This is a genomic window from Pinisolibacter sp., assembly GCF_036782435.1.
Classification (GTDB): Bacteria; Pseudomonadota; Alphaproteobacteria; order Rhizobiales; family Ancalomicrobiaceae; genus CALBKH01.
In genome coordinates this window covers 1-19,901 of sequence record NZ_DAIPZB010000061.1, presented here as the reverse complement: position 1 = coordinate 19,901, position 19,901 = coordinate 1, and the positions used below count along the sequence as shown (strand labels likewise).

14 protein-coding genes and 2 pseudogenes are annotated in these 19,901 nt (G+C 64.1%); 13 read left to right on the top strand and 3 right to left on the bottom strand.

Annotation, left to right across the window (positions count from 1 at the left end):
- The 7 genes from V7Q42_RS19170 to V7Q42_RS19140 all read left to right on the top strand — a co-directional run.
- On the top strand, window positions 1–433 hold a 433-nt coding region (locus V7Q42_RS19170; RefSeq protein ID WP_333825805.1), incomplete at its 5' end, for a hypothetical protein.
- 35 nt (window positions 434–468) lie between these two features.
- The gene (locus V7Q42_RS19165; RefSeq protein ID WP_333825803.1) at window positions 469–2,535 is read left to right on the top strand and encodes a glycosyltransferase; all 2,067 of its coding nucleotides are present in this window, start codon (window positions 469–471) and stop codon (window positions 2,533–2,535) included.
- A gap of 76 nt (window positions 2,536–2,611) precedes the next feature.
- Window positions 2,612–3,724 (top strand): polysaccharide pyruvyl transferase family protein, encoded by a 1,113-nt coding sequence (locus tag V7Q42_RS19160; protein ID WP_333825802.1) that lies wholly within the window; start codon window positions 2,612–2,614, stop codon window positions 3,722–3,724.
- A gap of 90 nt (window positions 3,725–3,814) precedes the next feature.
- Window positions 3,815–4,558 carry a class I SAM-dependent methyltransferase gene (locus V7Q42_RS19155; protein WP_333825801.1) on the top strand — a complete coding sequence of 248 codons (744 nt, stop codon included), beginning with the start codon at window positions 3,815–3,817 and terminating at the stop codon, window positions 4,556–4,558.
- Between the two features lie 146 nt (window positions 4,559–4,704).
- Window positions 4,705–6,660 (top strand): hypothetical protein, encoded by a 1,956-nt coding sequence (locus V7Q42_RS19150; RefSeq protein WP_333825800.1) that lies wholly within the window; start codon window positions 4,705–4,707, stop codon window positions 6,658–6,660.
- Between the two features lie 382 nt (window positions 6,661–7,042).
- On the top strand, window positions 7,043–8,461 hold the full coding sequence (locus V7Q42_RS19145) for a DUF1800 domain-containing protein (RefSeq protein ID WP_333825799.1): 1,419 nt from the start codon (window positions 7,043–7,045) through the stop codon (window positions 8,459–8,461).
- A gap of 4 nt (window positions 8,462–8,465) precedes the next feature.
- A complete protein-coding gene (locus tag V7Q42_RS19140) occupies window positions 8,466–9,701 on the top strand; it encodes a DUF1501 domain-containing protein (protein WP_333825797.1) in 1,236 nt (411 codons plus the stop codon).
- Between the two features lie 11 nt (window positions 9,702–9,712).
- Here V7Q42_RS19140 and V7Q42_RS19135 read toward each other — a convergent pair.
- Window positions 9,713–9,979, bottom strand: a pseudogene (locus V7Q42_RS19135) (transposase); the annotation flags it as partial.
- A 296-nt stretch (window positions 9,980–10,275) separates the two neighbouring features.
- On the opposite strand from V7Q42_RS19135, the gene V7Q42_RS19130 reads away from it, so the two are divergent.
- The 6 genes from V7Q42_RS19130 (at window position 10,276) to V7Q42_RS19105 (ending at window position 17,428) form a co-directional block, all read left to right on the top strand.
- The gene (locus tag V7Q42_RS19130; protein WP_333825796.1) at window positions 10,276–12,537 is read left to right on the top strand and encodes a S8 family peptidase; all 2,262 of its coding nucleotides are present in this window, start codon (window positions 10,276–10,278) and stop codon (window positions 12,535–12,537) included.
- Between the two features lie 205 nt (window positions 12,538–12,742).
- Window positions 12,743–13,351, top strand: coding sequence for a transposase (locus V7Q42_RS19125; RefSeq protein ID WP_333825794.1), 609 nt, complete (start codon window positions 12,743–12,745; stop codon window positions 13,349–13,351).
- A gap of 106 nt (window positions 13,352–13,457) precedes the next feature.
- Complete coding sequence (locus tag V7Q42_RS19120; protein WP_333825792.1) at window positions 13,458–14,642, top strand: polysaccharide biosynthesis/export family protein; 1,185 nt, start codon at window positions 13,458–13,460, stop codon at window positions 14,640–14,642.
- A gap of 88 nt (window positions 14,643–14,730) precedes the next feature.
- Window positions 14,731–15,531: an ABC transporter permease gene (locus V7Q42_RS19115; RefSeq protein ID WP_333825791.1), complete on the top strand. Its 801-nt coding sequence runs from the start codon at window positions 14,731–14,733 to the stop codon at window positions 15,529–15,531.
- The gene (locus V7Q42_RS19110; protein WP_333825790.1) at window positions 15,528–16,193 is read left to right on the top strand and encodes an ABC transporter ATP-binding protein; all 666 of its coding nucleotides are present in this window, start codon (window positions 15,528–15,530) and stop codon (window positions 16,191–16,193) included. The genes V7Q42_RS19115 and V7Q42_RS19110 overlap by 4 nt, the downstream gene beginning before the upstream one ends.
- Window positions 16,190–17,428 (top strand): hypothetical protein, encoded by a 1,239-nt coding sequence (locus V7Q42_RS19105; RefSeq protein WP_333825789.1) that lies wholly within the window; start codon window positions 16,190–16,192, stop codon window positions 17,426–17,428. The genes V7Q42_RS19110 and V7Q42_RS19105 overlap by 4 nt, the downstream gene beginning before the upstream one ends.
- A gap of 158 nt (window positions 17,429–17,586) precedes the next feature.
- Here the strand turns inward: V7Q42_RS19105 and V7Q42_RS19100 are convergent.
- Together V7Q42_RS19100 and V7Q42_RS19095 are read right to left on the bottom strand one after the other, a co-directional pair.
- Window positions 17,587–17,709: pseudogene (locus V7Q42_RS19100) on the bottom strand (IS630 family transposase); the annotation flags it as partial.
- A 139-nt stretch (window positions 17,710–17,848) separates the two neighbouring features.
- The gene (locus tag V7Q42_RS19095) at window positions 17,849–19,258 is read right to left on the bottom strand and encodes a mannose-1-phosphate guanylyltransferase/mannose-6-phosphate isomerase (protein ID WP_333824835.1); all 1,410 of its coding nucleotides are present in this window, start codon (window positions 19,256–19,258) and stop codon (window positions 17,849–17,851) included.
- Window positions 19,259–19,901 lie beyond the last annotated feature (643 nt).

The window sequence follows — 19,901 nt, the reverse complement described above, 5'->3', positions numbered from 1 at the left end:
ACATTCGGACGCCGACGGGAATCGCCGGGCGCGAATTTCAAAACGGCCTCTCAGAGATCCGGTCGACAGCTACCTGTCGATGGTCGCCTACGGCTGGCAGCATCACTTTTCGCCGTCCACCTTCGACGAATATTGTCGCCGCTATCTGATCTTTCTCGATCGTTACCAAGGTGTCGACATCATTCGTTACGAAGATTTCGTCGACGACCCCGCACGCGCGATGCGCCACATCTGCACCACTCTGGATCTGACGTATTCCGATGAATTCATCGATCTGTTCGATGCACTGAGGTTGTCCGGCGACAGTGGACGCAGCGGGAGTATCATAGAGAAGAGAGTTCGCAGGATCGATGCCGTAGACATTTCGGAGATGACGAAGGATTCAAATCATTACCGAGATCTCGCACGGCTGCTCCGATACGAGATTGTCTGATCGAGATGGAATTTCGAATGACCACGAATATAAATTTGATCAATCGAGCCATCTCCGCCGCCAAGAGCGGCGATCGTGATGTCGCGGAGCGGCTTCTCGAGGAGATCGAACGGCGAATGGACGCCGACCCGCAGGCGCCGGGGAACGCATCGGTGCGCAAGGTCGTCGAGTTCGTCCGACGAACCTACGACGTCCACCGACCGGTCCAGCCCTCAGAGGTGTCGGCGGCGCCGGCACCCTCCGGCGCAGACGTCTCCGCCGACGGTGGCGTGTCGGTGGTCACCTGCTGCATGAATCGCACGGAAAACCTCCTGAAGGCCCTACCGACCTGGCTGGCTCTGCCGGAGATCGGCGAAGTCGTCATCGTCGACTGGTCGTCGAGAGACCCGGTCGACGTCTCCCTCCGCGAGGCGGGTATCGCCGACCCACGGATCCGCATCGTGCGAGCCGTCGACGAGCCGCGCTGGATCTTGTCCTATGCTTTCAATCTCGGGTTCCGGCACGCTCGGCACGAACGTATCCTCAAAGTCGATGCCGATATCACCCTGAAACCGACATTCTTCAGCAGCAATATTCTGAAGCATGGAACATTCATCGCCGGCAATTGGGAAGTCGCGGAAAAGGGTCAGGAACACATCAATGGATTCTTCTATCTGTTCCGTGAAGACCTTTTGAATATACGTGGATTCAATGAATATATTACGACTTATGGATGGGATGATGATGACATATATTCGCGTCTCGGGAACTATGGTCTGAAGCGCATCTGCGTGGACACGAGTTCGATCTATCATATTCCTCATGACGATGCTCAGCGGCTCGGCCATGCGGGGGATGAGACGATCCACGCCGTCGACGAGTTGCATACCGATCCGCTGTTCAAGATTCGCGGCAATCGCTACCTCGCGATGGTCATGCCACCGTGGAAGATCGATCGTCAATTCGCCCCGTTCGACATCCTGCGGGACGAAGGCTCCTATATCGAGGTGCGTCGGAAGAAGAACGAAATGCCGCATTATGTCGGCGACGACATCAAGCAGGATGCGGAATACTACGCTGCCCTCGAACTCGTTTCGTGGCGTGTCGGGATGCAGGCCTATCATCTTTCCCGCGCCGGCTTCTACAGGCTGCTCGAGAGCAAGCGGCTCGGCGAGATCACCACGGCCGACATCGACGCGTTGGTCGCCGCCGAAGCGACGGCGAAGAACGCTGCGCCCGCCTCCGGCGGTCCGGCCGCGCCGCAGATATCTTCGCCGCGCCGCAAGCTCTTCATCGACACCCAGCACGGGCTCGGCAACCGTCTCCGCGCCATGGCGTCGGCCGCCGTGATCGCCGATGCGACCGATCGCGAAGTCGTCGTCGTCTGGCAGCCGGACCATCATTGCGACGGCCGCATCTTCGATCTCTTCGACTATCCCGGAGCGGTGATCGAAACGACCTTCGTCGATGCGGCGCGCTCGAAGGGGATGTCGGTCTTCAACTACATGGAGGTCGAAGACGGAGCCGACAAGGACGGACCCGTCGTCCTCGACCCGACCAGAGACGCCTACGCTCGCTCCGCCTATGTGCTCAACAACCCTCATACGAGTTGGGACCTCGAGAACCGGTGGCTGCAGAATCTGACGCCCACCGCGTCGGTCCTCGATCTCGTGAACCGGGTGCGGCAGCCGAACGATCTCTCGGCCCACGTGCGCATGGAGGCGGGCGCCGGCCTCGATCACAACACCTACGATTCCCAGGAGAACTGGACCGAGGAAGGCCACAGACTGCTGCACGAATGGCGTGCCAAGAGCCATTTCTCCCACTTCATGAAGCGGATCGACGCACTGATCGAGCAGGGCGCGGCGCGACACATCTTTCTCGCCGCCGATCGCCCGGAGACCTATGAGGAATTCCTCGGGCGCTACGGCGATCGCGTTGCCTTCCTGTCCAGGGATGTCTATGATCGCTCCGCAACGCAGCTGCGTTACGCTCTCGCGGATGCGATTCTATTGAGTTCGGCGCCGCGAATGCTCGGATCGACATGGAGTTCGTTTTCCGAGTTGGCGATGCGGTTATCAAAATCGAAGATGACCGTAGAGATGAGCGGTAGGGATTTCTGACTTGACTTCACCGAAGATCGCTGTTTTGGGCCCTCCGGGCCATGTGCGCGAACCGGAACGGTTCGACGACGCGACGTTGCTGAAGGTCCTCGGCAACAATTCTGGAAATCTCATGTTCCAGTATGCCACCACGCGGATCCTCGACGGCGAGATGGTTCACCTCGGACTCTCCGAGGTCGACTACACCGACAGAGAGGCTCTGAAAGGCGTCGAATTCGTCGTCTTTCCAGCCGCCAACCACCTCCGCCTGGGAGCCGATTGGACCGGCCTGAACAACTTCCTCGCCGGCACCAGGCGGCGTCTGATCATATTCGGGCTGGGGGCCCAGTCTCCGAAGATCGGGGGTGAGGCCGAGACCATCGCCGCGCTGAAGGCCGACCCGCACGTTCGTCGCATGGTGGACATCTTCCGGGACCAGGCGGCGTTCGTTTCGGTGCGTGGGGAGTATTCGCGGCAGGTCTGCGAAGCTCTCGGGCTTCCGGATGTTCGGGTGCTCGGCTGCCCTTCGGCGCTGCTCAATCCGGATCCGACGATCGGTCGCAAGATGGAGGCGCGATTGAAGGAACTCGCGGCGAGGGATACCCCGCCGCGGTTCGGTCTGACGGCCGCCGCCCCCTTCGAGATCTCGGGCGACCCGGTCAAACGGGATCTGGAGAGGCGCCTCTTCTCGTGGCTGGCGGGAAGCGATGGCGTCTACGTCCAACAGTCGGGCGGCCAGAACGCGATCGATGCCTCCAATGGACGTTGGTTCCGGATCAGCAGTCAGGTGCGCGCCTCGATCGCCGCCATTCTGGCGCCCGACATGGACCTGAACGACTTCTGGGCCTTCATGGCGCGGGCGGGCCGCTTCTATACCTCGGCACCGCAGTGGATCCACGACAACGCCAAGATGGAGATGTTCATCGGAACCCGTCTGCACGGCAACATGGCGGCGATCGCCGCCGGCACACCCGGTGTGATCGTGGCCCACGACAGCCGGACCGATGAACTGGCCAACACCATGCTTCTGCCGAGGATCGGCATCGCACAGGTCGAGGCGGCGCGCGATCTCCACGATGCGCTCGCCCGTATCGAATTCGACGGCGCCGCATTCGACCGCTGGCGGGCGAGTGTGGCGAGGGAACTGATCGCGGCCCTCGGAGCCCTCGGGATTCCCGTCAAGCCGAACATCCACGACATCGCCGCGTGACGGAGGAAACTCCGGCGCAACCTCGTTCCGAGAAGGGTCGAGGGCGTCTCGACCGGGTGAGGCGAGCCCGGTTCACGAAGGGAACGGAAGATGGATTGGACCAACACGATCGATCGCCCGCCGAACGAGAACCTCGCCCGCGTGAGCGGGGCGACGACGTTCGAGAGGTTCGTCTCCGCCGGTCGCGGCATCGCGCGGACCGTCAACGCCCACATCGACGAATTCCTCGGTGGCCGCAGCGACTTGAAGGTTCTCGACTTCGGCTGCGGCTGTGGCCGCGTCGGGCTACCGATGTTCTTCGACCACGGAAAGTTGACCCACGCCTGCGATATCGACGCCAGCGCCACCGCCTATCTCGGTCGAGTATTGCCGGACGTCGACGTTCGCACCACCAGCTTCAAGCCGCCACTGCCCTATGACGACGACACTTTCGACGTCGTCTATTCGATTTCGATATGGACGCATCTGTTGGAGGCCGACCAATTGGCTTGGCTCGCGGAGATGCGGCGCATCATCCGCCCCGGCGGCTACCTCATGGCGACGACCTCGAGTTACAAAGCGATCGAGCATCGCAAGGTCGCCATGAAGATTCCCGCTTGGCAGGACGTCGATCCGGAGACCCTGAGGACCGCGGGTATCCTCTACCGGGAATCCGCCACGCTGAAGAGCCATGCGGACAAGTATTTCCCCGGCGTCACCGATTCATACGGCCAGACCTCGAATGATCCGGCCTACCTGATCAACAAGTGGTCCGACTATTTCGTCTTCAAGCGCCATCTGATCAACAACATCGGTGGCGTGCAGGACATGAATATTCTTCTCAACGCGAAGTGATCGTTCGACGCGATGGGATCGTGACGCGGACGCCGAGCCGGTCAGAGCTTTTCCGAGGCCCGAGCGCCGCGATCCGGCGATCTCGGTCGCTCGGCGTACCGAGGTGAGAGGATCCGAGACGGGCGGACGCCCGAGCGGAGGGCAGGATGGAACGGCTGAAGTTCACCGCGGTCAGGTTGCCGGGGGTCGCCACGCCGGCGGTCGTGTCGCCCTTCTCCTTCTTCCTGAAACCGGTCGGGCCACGCGTGCAACGTGCGGCTTTCGACGGTGAACACATCTTCGATCGTTCTGCCTACCTGGTCTTCACTCTGTACTCACCCGTAGCGAAGGGCATGAAGGCCGACATAATCAATGGAGATGTCGGCTTTCCTTCTGTTCATCTCGTTAATTCAAACAATTCCGTCTTCCGTTTTTCTCGCGGAAACCTGAAGGATTTCTTCGACATTTCGAGGGCCGGCGAACCACAAGAGATTCGCCTGCCGCTTTCGGCGTTCATCTACGATCGAGATCTGCGCACGAATATACCGGTCGAGGGTGACTTCTTCGATGCCGGGATCGTCAGGATCTACTTCGATTTTCTCGCCGACACCGAGAACGACGTCGACATCCGTCTCGAAGACCTCGCCATATGCCCCGGGTCGGACGATCACTCGTTGAACGTCCAAGACCTGGTCGTCTTCGAACGGATGAACCAGAGCCGATCCTTTCCCAAGTTCTCGACGCAGTCGCACGAGATGGCGTTCAGCATCTCGCTGAGCGCCGTGGGATTGGCGGTCGGAGCCATCGGTGGAAAACTCGCGATCGAAGTTCTCGCCGATGCCGTCACGGTCGACTCCTTCTCCTGCATCCTCAAGGAGGAGCACCTCTCCGGAGCCTTGAAACTACCTCGCGTCGGCAGTTACCTGGTGTCGGCGACCGTGACGTCGCCCGCCGGTGACGTCCTGGCCCGGTCTCGGTGGCCCGTCGTTCGCTGCTTGCCGATGGACGAGGACGGGTGGGGCGATGTGCTCGGCATGTCGGACGAACAACACTACGAGTTGATCGCCGCCTGTGGAGGGGCCTGGGATCGCTTCGTCCTTTCGTTGCAGAAAGTGATCAGAGTCGGCGACCGGTTCCGCTTCACGCGCGGGGTCGGCCTGATGCCGTCGCTACCCCCGGGGATCGGACGCAAACGCGTGCTGGCGGTGTTCGGGATGCCGCGTTGGCTGTCGCGCCGCAGCGATCTTCCCGACTACTATCGCTATGGTCCCGCGGATTGGGACGAATACCGGCGTCTGATCGGTTGGATCGGCGAGCGTGCGGTCCGCGCCGGCATCACGCACTACGAAGTCTGGAACGAGGCGACCGCTCTCGGACACTGGAACGACGACTTCGACGTTCTGATGCGTATGCATCGGATCGTGCGCGAGACCTTCGCCGAGGTGGCGCCGAGCCTGACGATCATCGGCGGGTGCACCCACAGCTGGCACTTCGACTTCATCGAGAAGTTCCTCGTGGCCGGCGGGCACGAGACCTGCGACGGCCTGGCCATCCACGGCTACACCTATCAGCCGGAGGACTACGTCCGGTTCTTCGATCGGATGGAGAGGCTGGTCGAAGCTCACGTCCCCGCCGAGAGGGATTTCGGCATCCACATCACCGAGCTGGGTTTCCGCTATCCGGTGTTCTCCCTCGACAGCCAGGCCGATTGGTTGATGCTCTTCACGCTCGAAGCGGCCAGTCGGAAACGCTATGAAGCCGTCCTGTGGTTCAGGTTCGCGAACCCGAGAGTCGAGATCACATCGGGCTATCGGCAGAGTTCGGCGACCGGATATGCGCTGGTCGGCAACGCCGAGAGCTACTGCCGCCCGGCGCTCGTGGCCTACTCCATCACCAACTATCTGCTCGCCACGGCCGATCGGGTCGTGGCCGAGGGGCAGGCAGACCAGCGATGCTATCGCTTCTATCGCGGTGACGAACTCTTCGCGATGGTCCACCGCGATCGCGGTCGGCTCGAAGGAGAGTTGCCGAAAGGGTGGCGGCTGTTCGATCTGCAACGGTTGGAGACGGCCGGCACCGCGCTCGGCATCTCCATCCGCCCTGGTTTCCATCAGGCGGGCTGAAACCAATGGCCTTTGACAATGACCGAAGGCGTTCCTCGCACGAGTTTCGCGTGCCTTCGATCGCGAATGAGGAAGTCGCGTTCCTCCGATGGTCGGATGCATCGGCGCCGCGGGCCTCCGGCATGACAGGTTTCGCCTCGGGCATCGTGGGAGCGGCTCGACGGCGGGTCGCGCCGGGCGCCGGTGGGCCGGACCAAGGGCACGCCGATCGTCGTCGACCGTCGATCGGCTCGGGTTCTCTACCGGGAACGCCCTCGTGTCGGGTGTCCGACGTATTTCATTTTCCGGGTGGGATCGACGTTCGCGCCCGGGATAATTCCGCCATAATCGGCGGCAGGATCGGGAGTTCGCGGACCGACGTGGTCCGAGTGGGAAACACGACATGGCACGGGATCGGGAACGAGCCTCCTTCGTCGCGGTGCGTCGATTCGGGCTCGGCGCCCGGCCCGGTGAGATCGTCGCCCTTCGCGACGACCCTCGTGGTGCCGTACTGGCACAATTGCAGCCACGAGCCGGATTGCTCGCCTCTTCGGATCTTCCGTCGACGGTGGAAGCGCTCCGCCGTTATTGGGTCTACATCGCCGAGGTGAAGCGACTGCGAGAAGCCGAGCCGCCGAAACCGATGGCGGCGGCGGCGCCGAACTCCCCTTCCACCGCTGCGATGTCGCCGATGCCGGCGCCGATGCCGGCGTCGGTTCCCGAACAACTCCACCGCGGCGAGTTCGAAGCGCGGCTCGACCGTCAGCTCTCGACGACGACGCCGATGGTCGAGCGCCTGGTGAACTTCTGGTCCAACCACTTCTGTGTCGCCAGCCGCAAGGGCCCGATGCTCCGAACCGTCGCCGGCGCCTATGAACGCGAAGTCGTTCGCCCTCACGTCTTCGGCCGCTTCGCCGACATGCTGTCGGCGAGCGCGCACCACCCGGCGATGCTCGCCTATCTCGACAACAACGTGTCGATCGGACCGTCGTCCAAAGTCGGTCAGCGGAGCAAGAAGGGCCTCAACGAGAACCTCGGACGCGAGATCCTCGAACTCCACACGCTGGGTGTCGAGGGCGGCTATTCGCAGGCCGACGTCACCGCTCTTTCGGCGGCGTTGACGGGTTGGGGCTTCGCCGGAATGACGGCGAAGTCCGGAGAGCCCGGCACGTTCCTGTTCTCCCCCGAGCGCCACCAACCCGGACCGGTTCGCGTCCTCGGCAAGGAGTATGCTCAGGGCGGTGCAGATCAGGCCGAAGCGATCTTCGAGGACCTCGCCCGCCACCCGGCGACCGCGCGCCACGTCGCCCGCAAACTGGTCCGACACTTCGTCGGCGACCAGGAGCCGGCCGGGTTGGTCGCCCGACTGACGCGCGTCTTTCTCGACACCGACGGTGATCTGCGCGCGGTCTCGTCGGCTCTCGTCGGCTCCGACGAGGCGTGGCGGGCGCCGCCGGCCAAGGTTCTTCCTCCTTGGGACTTCCTCGTCGCCACCGGCCGGATGCTCGGGATCGATTGGCGTTTCGGCGAAGCGAACCGCATGCTCTCGCTGTTCGGCCAGCCATTGTGGAACGTTCCGTTCCCGAGTGGATGGCCCGACGACGACGATGCCTGGGCCGCCCCCGCCTCCCTCCTCGAGCTTCTCGACGCCGTGGCGGCACTCGCCAGGCGCAACGCCGGAGATCGGAACGTGCCGCGTCTGGCCGACGAGACCATCGGGGCATTCCTTCATCCCGAGACACGCCGAACGATCGAGCGGGCGGAAACGCCCGAGATCGCTCTGACGCTTCTCCTGATGTCTCCCGATTTCCTGCGGAGGTGACGAGATGGACCCGGTTCTTCACTCGCGTCGCGGCGTGATGACGGCGATGGGGACGCTCGTCGCCTCCGCGGTCATCCCCCGTGTGTCGATCGCCGCCCCCGGACGCGATCCGCGCTTCCTGTTCCTGTTCCTACGCGGCGGGCTCGACGGTCTCGCCGCGGTCGCTCCGGTCGGCGATCCGCACTACGAGGCGGCGCGCGGCGGGCTGGATCTCGCACGAACCGGTGAAAACGCGGGGATTCCACTCGACGGCACCTTCGTCCTCAATCCGAACATGCCATTCCTCGGCTCGCTCTTTCGCAACGGCGAAGCCGCGATCGTCCACGCGACGGCCTCCCCCTATCGCGAACGGTCGCATTTCGATGGCCAGGATGTCGTGGAGAGCGGGCTCGGCGGCGTCGGGCGGGTCGACAGCGGTTGGATGAACCGCCTGATCGGGCTTCTCGGATCGCAGGAGCGCATCGGCCGGCACGGCGGTCTGGCGATCGGGTCGAGCCTCCCCCTCCTGATGCACGGTCCGGCACCCGTCGTCTCGTGGCTGCCTCCTGGCTACCCCCCGGTGAAGGAAGATCTCCGCATGCGCCTCCTCGACCTCTATCGCGGGGTCGATCCGAAACTGGCGGCGAGTTACGAGAAGGCCCTGGAGCTGAATCGTGCGGTCGGCGGCGAGGCCTCGGTCGAAAAGGTCGTCGCCGAGGCGATGAAGGCCGAGAAGCCCCGGGGCGCCGCTCTCTTCCGCTACTCCGGTCTGGCGGCGGGAAATCTGATGGCGCGGGACGACGGCCCACGCATCGCCACCATGAGTTTCGTCGGCTGGGACACCCACGCCGCCGAAGGTCCGGTGGGAGGCGCGCTCGGCCGGACGCTCGAATCGCTCGACGCCGCCCTCGAAGGGCTGGCCCATGCCATGTCGCCGGTGTGGAAGGATACCGTCGTCGTCGTCGCCACCGAGTTCGGCCGGACCGTCCGGATGAACGGCACGGCCGGCTCGGACCATGGGACCGCCTCGGTCGCGCTGGTGATCGGGGGCGGGGTGAAAGGCGGTCGCGTGATCGGCGATTGGCCCGGCCTCGGCGAAGCCGATCTGTACGAGAAGCGGGACCTGAGACCGACGACGGACCTTCGCGCCGTCCTCAAGGGCGTCGCGCTCGACCATCTCGGCGTCGACCGACGTCGGCTCGCCGAGATCGTCTTCCCCGACAGCGCTTCGGTCGACCCGCTTCGCGGCCTCCTCGCCTGATCCTCCGGGGTGAAACGCCGGATCGTCTCGGCGTCGGGAACCGTATCCTCGAGCCCGAGCCGCAGGAACCGCACGAACGACAGGCGGTCCCGGATCCGGGACCCGATCGCGTCGTCCGGCAGCGTGTGGAGCGTCTGCAGGATCAGGATCTTGAACATCGGGATCGGATCGTAGGGCGGGCGGCCGCTCTTGCACCCATCCGATCGCGTCAGCGCACCGGCGAGGCAGGGCCGGAAAACCTCGAAGTCCACGAGAGCCGAGAGCTTCACCAGCGGATCGCACAGGGTTCACGAAATTCCGACTCGTCCGAATTTCGTGAATTTCGGCCTGACCGGCCGACGCCCGCTCGGGCTCGCCTTCACCCCGTCCGGCGACCCGGGCCAAACTTCAGCATGACTTCCGATTGCAATCTGCCGGATCCGTATCCTAATTTGATGAGTGCCCTCCAAGGCAGGTCCGCGCTACCCTTCACTCGGACGCGGCGAATCCGGAAGTCTGGCCGTTCGAGACTCCGTGGCTCGGAGGGATTTCGTCGAGCGTCGGCCGTCGAACGCTCATTTGGCGAGGAAAGGTCATGACCAGAACAGCTGAATTGTTGATTGCAGCAGGATTGGCCTGCGTGACGGCCATCGGCACACCCGTGGCGGCCGCCGAGAAGGGCGGCGCTGACGGGGGTAAGAAGAGCCCGGCCGCAGCCGTCTTGAAAGAAATTTCCGCGAGCGGCACGGCGCGTGTCATCGTGACGGTCCGGACCCGGGCGAGCGCGTCCGCACTCGGCGCGGCGATGGCCGATCCGTCGAAGCGAACCGCCGCCAAGGCGGAGATCGCTTCGGCGATCGACAAGGTCGCGGTCACTCATTTCGGCATCGGCAAGCGGATGAACGGGGGCGCCATCGTCAAACTGAGCACGGTCCCCGCCTTCTCGGTGCTGGTCACCAAGGGTCAATTGGAACGCCTCCTGGCCGACCCGTCGGTCCTGTCGGTACGAGTCGACCACAGAGCCTCGAAGGTTCTCGATACCACGACGGTGACGATCGGCATGCCCGCCGCCTGGTCGCATTACATCGCCGGGTCCGGCCGTACGGCGGCGGTTCTCGACACCGGCGTTCAGGCCAATCATCCGTTCCTCGGAACTTCCCGTGTCCTCGGAGAGGCCTGCTTCACCACCGATTCCACGTGCAACAACAGCGACGTCTCCGACTCCGGTCCGGGGACGTCCTATCCCTACAACACCGGCTCGTCTCACGGCACCCACGTCTCCGGCATCACCCTCGGCCTGAACACCGTATCCGGAGGAGCGCCGAAGGCCGGCGTCGCCAAGTATGCCAAGCTGATCGCCGCCAATGTTTTCGACAGCAGCGGCTACACATACGAATCGACGATGACCCAGGGTCTCGAATGGGTGGAGAGCCAAGACATCGCCCATCCGACCTGGTACATCCGGGCGATCAACATGAGCATCGGCGGCGGCATCTACGGCGGCTATTGCGACGAAACGACGCCGGCGTTCTTCACGGTGGTCAATCGTCTGCGGGCTCGCAACATCCCGTTGATCGTCGCGGCGGGCAACGACTCCTATCCGAATGCCATGTCCTGGCCGGGGTGCCTGTCGAACGTTGTATCCGTCGGAGCCACCAACCGGGCCGGCACTGCGGTGTCCTACTACTCGAACCTGTCGTCGAAGACGCGGGTGCTCGCGCCGGGTGGCGACACCAACGACGATGGCGCGGTGATCTCGTCGGTGCTCGGCGGTCTCTATGAAGGCTATCAGGGAACTTCGATGGCCGCTCCCCACGTCACCGGCGCCTTGGCCGCGTTGCGGGGGGGCTTCCCGTCCACCAGACTCGCCTACCTCGAGGATGCGTTGCGGCGGTCGGGGCCGCTGGTCACGGATGGACGTTACGGCACCGGTCAGACGCTTCCGCGCCTCAACGTGGAGGCCGCGCGGGCGTTTCTCGCTGCGCCGGTCGCTCCGACGAACGACGCATTCGCGTCGGCGATCCCGATCACCACGCGCTTCAGCGAGATCTTCGGCTCGACCAGTGGCGCGACGCGGCAAAGCGGTGAACCCGCTCCGTTGTCGGCCCAGGGGCCGTCCGCATGGTGGAAGGTGACGCCCACGGCAACCCAGAAGATGAGTTTCTCGACCTTCGGATCGAACTTCGACACGGTTCTCGGCGTCTACACAGGCAACACGGTGTCCAGCCTGACGCAGGTCACGGCCAACGACAACGCCAGTTCCTCGACGAAATCGAGCCAGGTCACCTTCTGGGCTTCGGTCGGCAAGACCTACTACCTCCAAGTGTCGGGCAAGGCGGCGGCCGACGGCGGCATCATCCGGCTCGAAGGCATGAGCTATCCGGCGAACGACAATTTCGCTTCGGCGCGCTCGGTCTGGGTTTACGATACCGCGATGACCTTGGCGACCGGCAACAACTACATGGCCACGACCGAGGTGAACGAGCCGCTGACCGTCCAGGGCAACACGGTCTGGTGGAAATTCACGGCTCACCTCAGCGGCGCCTATACTATCGATACCATCGGATCGATGACGACGTCGGGTGCCGGTGCGGATACGGTTTTGGCGGTCTACACGGGAACGACGCTGTCCGGTCTGACCCAGATCGCCTACGACGACGACAGCGGCTTGGATTTGACGAGCCGGCTCACCTTCAACGCCACCGCCGGGCAGACCTACCTCATCCAGGTCGGTACGTTCTCGAAGGGAAACCCGCTGGATGCGGGGCCGATCCGGCTGAACTTCACGCCTCCGGGCTTCGAGTACTCGAGTGCGATGGCCAAGACGAAGCCGCGCTTCGTGGTCGACCAGCAGTGATGCTGTTCGGCGAATTTTTCTGATCATGACGAAACCGTCGAGTTCCGGGCATCGAGGCATCTCGGTGCCCGGAGCGCGTTCCGCTCATTCGATTGCGCTGTATTCGCCTGCTGCTCTCGGCCATAGAGCCCGACCCAGAAGATCATCAAACTCGGTATGGTTGTGTGCTTCACCGGTTTCGGGACGTTCGAAGCGGTGAGTCGGGATGTGGGCGGCGGTCGAAAAGGGCGCGGTCAAGACGACGCAGCGGGTTACGACGCCGGCAAGAACGTCGAAGGGCGGCAAGCCATGCCCTCGTCGACACCATCGGCCTGCCGATGCGTGTCCTCGTCCATTCCGCCGGCATTCGGGCGGGGACGGGGCGGGCTTTGTCCTCGACGAGATCAGAGCGCGCTTCCCGGGGCTCGAAATGGTCTGGGCCGACGGCGGCTACAATGCCCATCAGGTGAAGAACGAGGTCGCCGCCGTGCCGACCTTCCGCATGGAGATCGTGAAGCGGACCGACGACATGAAGGGCTTCGTCGTCCTGCCGCGTCGCCGGGTGGTCGAGCGGTCCTTCTCGTGGTTCGGCCGCAACCGTCGGCTCGCCAAGGGCCAGGAGAACCCGGCCGACGGCACCGCCGGGACGGAGCCGATCCGGTCACATCGGTTCGCGACCCGTTTCGTCTCGTTCGCGCGGCTCATCCCTTCCGATCGGGTCAATTCGGCTGGACCCGATCATGTTCCGGCGAGTTCATCACCCCCGATGAATTCCGCTGAATTGCTCCTTTTCGTACACTCGATCTTAATCGTCAGGCGCCGGAATCGCCTGTAGCCAAGCGGCAACATGGCCTCGTCAAATAGGTCGAGATTCCACCTCGAGGTTGTCCGAAATCCCTCGAGTTGTTAATCAGATGCGGCAATCGGACAAGGAGCGGCGCGTGAATAGATGGTTTTTTGTAGCGCCTTCCGCCCTCGCGCTCGCCCTCGCCCTCGCCGGTTGCTCCGCCATGCCCACCTCCGGGCCGAGCACGGACGCGATCGTTTCGGCCCGTCAATCCGATCAGCTGCCGGATGGGCTCGAGCTCTTCGACATCGATGCGACGGTCGCTCGGATCGTCGAAGCCTATCGTACTCTGCCGCTCTCGGGCCGTTTCGCCGATAAGCGGCCCACCCCCAGCCAGACGATCGGCATCGGTGACGCGGTCGGCATCGCCATCTTCGAGGCCGGCGCCGGCGGTCTGTTCTCCACCTCCAACGGTCAACTCGGCGGCGGAAGCAAGCATGTCGGCTTGCCGCCCCAGGATGTCGGCGCCGACGGGACGGTCAGCGTGCCCTATGCCGGCCGCATCCCCGTCGCCGGCCGCACCACCGCTCAGGTCGAGAAGGAAATCGTCGATCGACTGCGCGACAAGGCGATCGAACCGCAGGCGGTGGTGACGCTCCACGCTCGCCGCTCCGGCCTGGTGAGCGTCAACGGCGACGTCGGCGGCCCCGGCCGGTTTCCGTTGTCGCCGCGCGGCGACCGGATCATGGACGTGGTCTCCATGGCAGGCGGCACCAAGGGGGTGCCGAACGAGCTCTTCATCCGGCTGACCCGTCACGGTTCCACCGGCTCGGTGCCGGTGCGGACGATCCTCGAGGATCCGGCACAGAACATCTGGGCCTGGCCCGGCGACGAGATCTTCGTCTATCGCGAACCGCAACGCTTCACCGCCATCGGCGCCACCGGTCGCTCGGGCAACTTCGAAATCGAGTACGAGCGCACATCTCTGATCGAAGCGATCGGCGCCGCCGCGGGTCTTCACGACGATCGCGCCGAGCCCGCCGGCATCTTCGTCTATCGCCAGGAGCGCGCCGATCTCGTCTGCGCTCTGAAGGGCGAAAAGCCCTGCGCGGCACCGGATCGGCCGCGGCCGATCGTCTACCGTCTCAATCTGCGCCAACCCGAAGGCTTCGCCCTCGCTCAGCGCATCCCGCTGCGCAACAAGGACGTCGTCTACGTGGCCAACGCCGACGGCACAGAATTGCTCAAATTCATCCGTCTAATGCAAGCGACGACCGGTGTCGTGGCATCGACGGCCAATCAGACCAGTTCGACCGTCACGCGGATCAAGAATTGGTAGGCCCCGCGGCGAGGAGAGGTCGTCTCGGTCGATGGGCGAGGCGACCGGATCGTCATGACGATGCGGCCGTCGTGATGGTGAGAGGCGAATGGCGGGATCGATCTCCGGCGCGGAACTGAAGCGAGGCTTCGCGCTCCAGTCACGCATCGTCGGCGCCCTCATCCTTCGGGAGATGCGAACCCGTTTCGGTGAGCGCCAGTTCGGCTATGCCTGGGCGCTGCTCGAACCGCTCGTCCAGATCGGTATCCTGTCGGGCATGTTCTTCCTGACCGGGGCGCGGCCGCCCTTGGGCGGCTCCTACGAGACCTTCTTCCTCACCGGGTTCATCACCTTCGCCTTCTTCCGCGGGCCCGCCACTCAGGCGGCGCAATCGATCACCGCCAATCGGGCCCTCCTGTCGTTTCCACCGGTCCGCAACATAGACACGGTGTGGGCGCGCATCATCCTGGAAGTCGTCACCAACATCGCCGCCCTCGGCTTCGTCGTCCTCATCTTCGTTTTTCTCGAAATCCAGGTCGCTCCGAACGACCCGCTGCGGGTCACCTATGGACTCCTGTCGATGACCGTCCTCGGCGCGGGGTTCGGCATCTTCAATGCCATCATCGCCACATTCTTCAAGTCATGGATGATGCTCTGGGGATGGTTCATGCGAGTTCAGTATTTCACAACCGGAATCTTCTTCATTCCAGAGAAACTTCCACCTTTTGCACTCGAATACATGAAGTGGAATCCATCCATGCAGGGTGTCATCATCGTGCGGGAAGGCTTCTACAACGGATATAAGAGCGCTCTCTTGATCGAATCTCTACCGTTTGTCGTCGGACTATCTTTCGCCCTGCTCGGACTCGTAATCGAAAGACTGTACCGGCGGCGAGTATCACGGCTATGATCCGGTTCGAGAACGTCACCAAGCGCTACCGCTTGAAGGCCGGGGTGAAGACGATCCTGGAGAACGCCAGTTTCGAAATACCGCGCGGCCGCAGCCTCGGCGTGCTCGGGGTGAACGGCGCGGGAAAATCGACGCTGCTGCGTCTGGTCAGCGGCAGTGAACTGCCCGATCGCGGACGCATCACTCGCAACGGCGTGTCCATCTCCTGGCCGCTGGGCTTCTCGGGGAGCTTCCACGGCAGCCTGAGCGGTCGCGACAATCTCAAATTCGCCTGCCGGGTCTATTCGCGCGACGTCGAGGCCGTGACGGACTTCGTCCAATCGTTCGCCGAACTCGGCGCTCATCTGGACGAACCGGTGAACACCTACTCGTCCGGGATGAAGGCGCGTCTCGCTTTCGGCTTGTCGATGGCTTTCAATTTCGACGTCTATCTCGTGGACGAGATCACCGCGGTCGGAGACGCGCGATTCAAGGCCAAATGCGCCGCCGTATTCACCAATAAACTAGAAAAATCCGACATCATCATGGTATCACACAGCATGGCGACCCTGGCGCAGTACTGCTCCGTCGGCTGTGTTCTGAGAGACGGAAAGTTGGAGTTCTACGACTCGATCGACGATGCGATCGCCGTCTACAACAGCCTCATGAAGGATCAACCATGAAGGCCAAGGAAGCGACTTCGGAAAGGACCTCCGAACCGGCACGCAAGCCGGCGGTCGTCATTCCGCTCGGAAAGAGCCGATCGATCCCGATCCCGCGCAGCCGAGGCCTCCTGGCGTGGGCGAAGCGGCATTGGATCATGGCGTCGGCGCTCGCCTGCGTCGCCTTGCCGACTCTCGTCGTCGCGCTCCATCTCCTGTTGTTCGCCAGCGAACGGTATGCGGTGAAGGTGAAGTTCGCGGTCCGGGGGCAGGAGACTCCCGCGGTCGACATGCTCGGCATCCTCGGCAACTTCGGCGGGAGTTCCGGCATGTCCGCCGACTCCTACATCCTGATCGACTACGTTCTCGGACGTGGCATGATCGACGATCTCAAGAGTTCGATCGACGTTCGAGCGCTCTACTCGAAGCCCTCGATCGACTGGTTGTCGCGGATGTCCGGCAACGAGAAGATCGAGGACGTTCTCGACTACTGGCAGAAGATGGTCTCGGCCAATTTCGAGCCCTCGACCGGGATCATCCGTCTCGAAGTGACGGCCTACGACCCCAAGGAAGCATTCGATCTGGCGAACGCGATCACCGCGGCGGCCGATCGACTGATCAACCAGTTGTCGACCGAATCGCGGCGCGACGCTCTGAAGGCGGCGACCACCGAGGTCGAGCGCGCCGAGCAGCGCCAGCGGATGCTGCGCTCCGGTATGCGGAAGTTCCGCGAACAGGAGCAGATCGCCGATCCGGTTCGACGGGCCGGCTTCCAGCAGGAGATGATCGAAAAGAGCAAGGCGGAACTGACCCGCGTCGACACCGAACTCCAGGCGGCGCGCGGCTTCATGAAGGAGGATGCGCCGTCGATCGTGGTGCTGAAGAACCAGCGCGCAGCCCTGCTGAAGCAACTCGCCGTGCTCCAGAGGGAAGTGAGCGGCGAATCGGCGGCGACCTCGGAGAAGCAGGTCGACGGCACACGCACCGTGGCACGGATGCTGTCGTCCTACGAGGAGCTCGAGGCCGAGCGGATCTTCGCCGAGAAGGCCTATCTCACCGCTCTGGCATCCCTGGAACGGGCGCGTTACGAGGCGGATCGCAAGGTTCGCTATCTGGCGATATTCGAAACCGCCGCGATGCCGGAGGAAGCGAAGTACCCGCGGACCGCCCGAGACATCACCATGGTCGCGCTCGGATCGACCATTCTCTGGGGAATCGGATTGTTCTTCGTCTTCGGGGCGCGCGAGCACGCCTGACCTTCGGATCGCGAGACCGTGCGTCGGCCGCTGCGGCCGACAAGATTCAGGTGACACACCCCTGTTCGGCGACGGCGGGCTCGTAGCTCGCCGAGGGTGAGGCTCGCGCCGCTTCGATCCATACGAGGATCAGATCGGCGTAGGCATCGAGCCGCCGGGCCGGACCGGCGATCTCCGCCGAGCGCCTCGGGTCGTGCATCGCCCTGAAGTCGTTCCCGCGCACGCCATCCGATCTCGCTGGCGGCACCGATGCCGAAGCGCTCGGCTGCCCGACGGCAAGAGGCCTCCGCGCCGATCATCTTCGCTCACCGCGCCCGATGCTACGGTTGCGGATGCTCGCGAACCACGAATCTCTTCCGCCTCGTGATGCGGGAGGGTGGCATGATCGGCCGACGCTTCGATTTTCGAAGGGCTCCGCCCTCAACTCCTGTTGTAGGCGTCCTCGTAGCGGACGATATCGTCCTCGCCGAGATAGGAGCCGGACTGGACCTCGATGAGGTCGAGCGGGATCTTGCCGGGGTTCTCCAGCCGATGCGTGGCGCCGAGCGGGATGTAGACCGACTGGTTCTCCGAGGCGATGGTCACCGTGTCGTTCACCGTGATGCGCGCCGTGCCCGACACCACCACCCAGTGCTCGGCGCGATGGAAATGGCTCTGCAGCGACAGTTTGCAGCCGGGATCGACGGAGATCCGCTTCACCTGATGGCGCGGGCCGTGATCGATACTGTCGTAGGAGCCCCAGGGGCGGAAGACCTTGAGGTTCTCGGTCGCCTCCTTGCGGCCGGCGGCGGTGAGGCGGGCGACCAGCCCCTTGACCTTCTCCGCCTGATCGCGCGCCACCACCAGCACCGCGTCGCGGGTCGTCACCACCACCACGTCGTCGAGGCCGACCACCGTCGTCAGCCGGTCGGGCGAATGGACGTAGCAGTTCGCGGCGTCGAGGAAGGCGGCGTCGCCCTTGGCGGCGTTGCCGTAGGCGTCCTTGGCGGCGAGATCCCAGATGGCGCCCCAGGCGCCGACGTCGGACCAGGCGAAATCGGAGGGGACGACGGCGGCGAGCGCGGTCTTCTCCATCACCGCGTAGTCGACCGACTTCGGCACGGCGATCGAGAAGGCCTCCTCCTCGAGCCGCAGGAAATCGAGATCACGGGCGGCATGGGTGACGGCTTCCGCCACCGGGCGGCCGATCTCCGGCGCCAGACGATCGAGCTCTTCGAGGAAGACCCGGGCGCGGAACAGGAAGTTGCCGGAGTTCCAGAGATAGCCCTCGGCGACGTAACGCTCGGCGGTGGCCTCGTCCGGCTTCTCGACGAAGGCGGCGATGGTCGACACCCCCTCCTCGGCCAGCGGCTCGCCGGGGCGGATGTAGCCGTAGCCGGTGGCGGCGCGGGTCGGGTGGATGCCGAAGGTGACGATGCGGCCGGCGCGGGCGGCGGCGGCGGCGCGGCGGACGTGGACGAGGAAACCCTCGAGGTCGGGCATGGCGTGGTCGGCGGCGAGCACCAGCACCAGCGCTTCCGGATCACGGGCGAGCGCCAGACGGGCGGCGGCGGCGATGGCGGCGCAGCTGTCGCGGCGCATCGGCTCCAGCACGATGTCGCCCTTCACGCCGACGGCGCGCATCTGCTCGGCGACGAGGAAGCGATAGTCGGAACCGGTGACGACGATCGGTGCGTCGAAGCCGGGTCCGACGACCCGCTTCAGCGTGTCCTGGAACAGCGAGATCTCGCCGGTCAGGGCCAGGAACTGCTTGGGAAAGCTCTCCCGCGACGCCGGCCACAGGCGCGAGCCGGAACCACCACACAGCACGACGGGAACGATCTGCGACATCGATTTGCTCCGAGATCCGCCTTTGATCCAATCAGGCGGCCTTCGCGGCCGGTACCGGGTGCGCGGCCAGGATCGCCTCGATCTCGGCGCGAAATCCTCCCTCAGATAGTTGCGCTCCAGCCCGTAGGCAATGACCTTGCCCCGAGCCGTCCTCGTCTCGCTCAGCGACCTGGCTTGCTCACGAACCGAGACGGCCATATTCGACGCTCGGTTCGAGCGGGCGTTGGCCTCTTGGGACGAATGCGAAGCTCCTCCCGCTTACCGAGGTTCGCCTCGCCGTCCGTCGTTGCGACCCCCGCGCCCTTCCAAGCCGAAACGATCGCCCCGGTGCGAGGTTCGACGGGCGACGCAGGCTCCGCCCTCACGGGTCGCCTTCGCGAGGGATCGTTCATGGTCATCGGAAACTCGCGGGTCCGATACCGACGCGAACACACGGTGTTCGGCTGGTCGATGCCTCGAACCGACTCGGCGTCTGTCGTTTCATCACGACCCGATCGCCGAGTGGTGACGATACACGGCGCCGCACCCCTGGTATGCGCGGTCGTTCGCGGCGACCTTCTTCGGTGAGACGGGTCTGCGGTCGACAGCTCAGATCGTCTGATTGTAGGCGCCGACTTCCGGGTTCTGGCGCAGGACGGCGTCG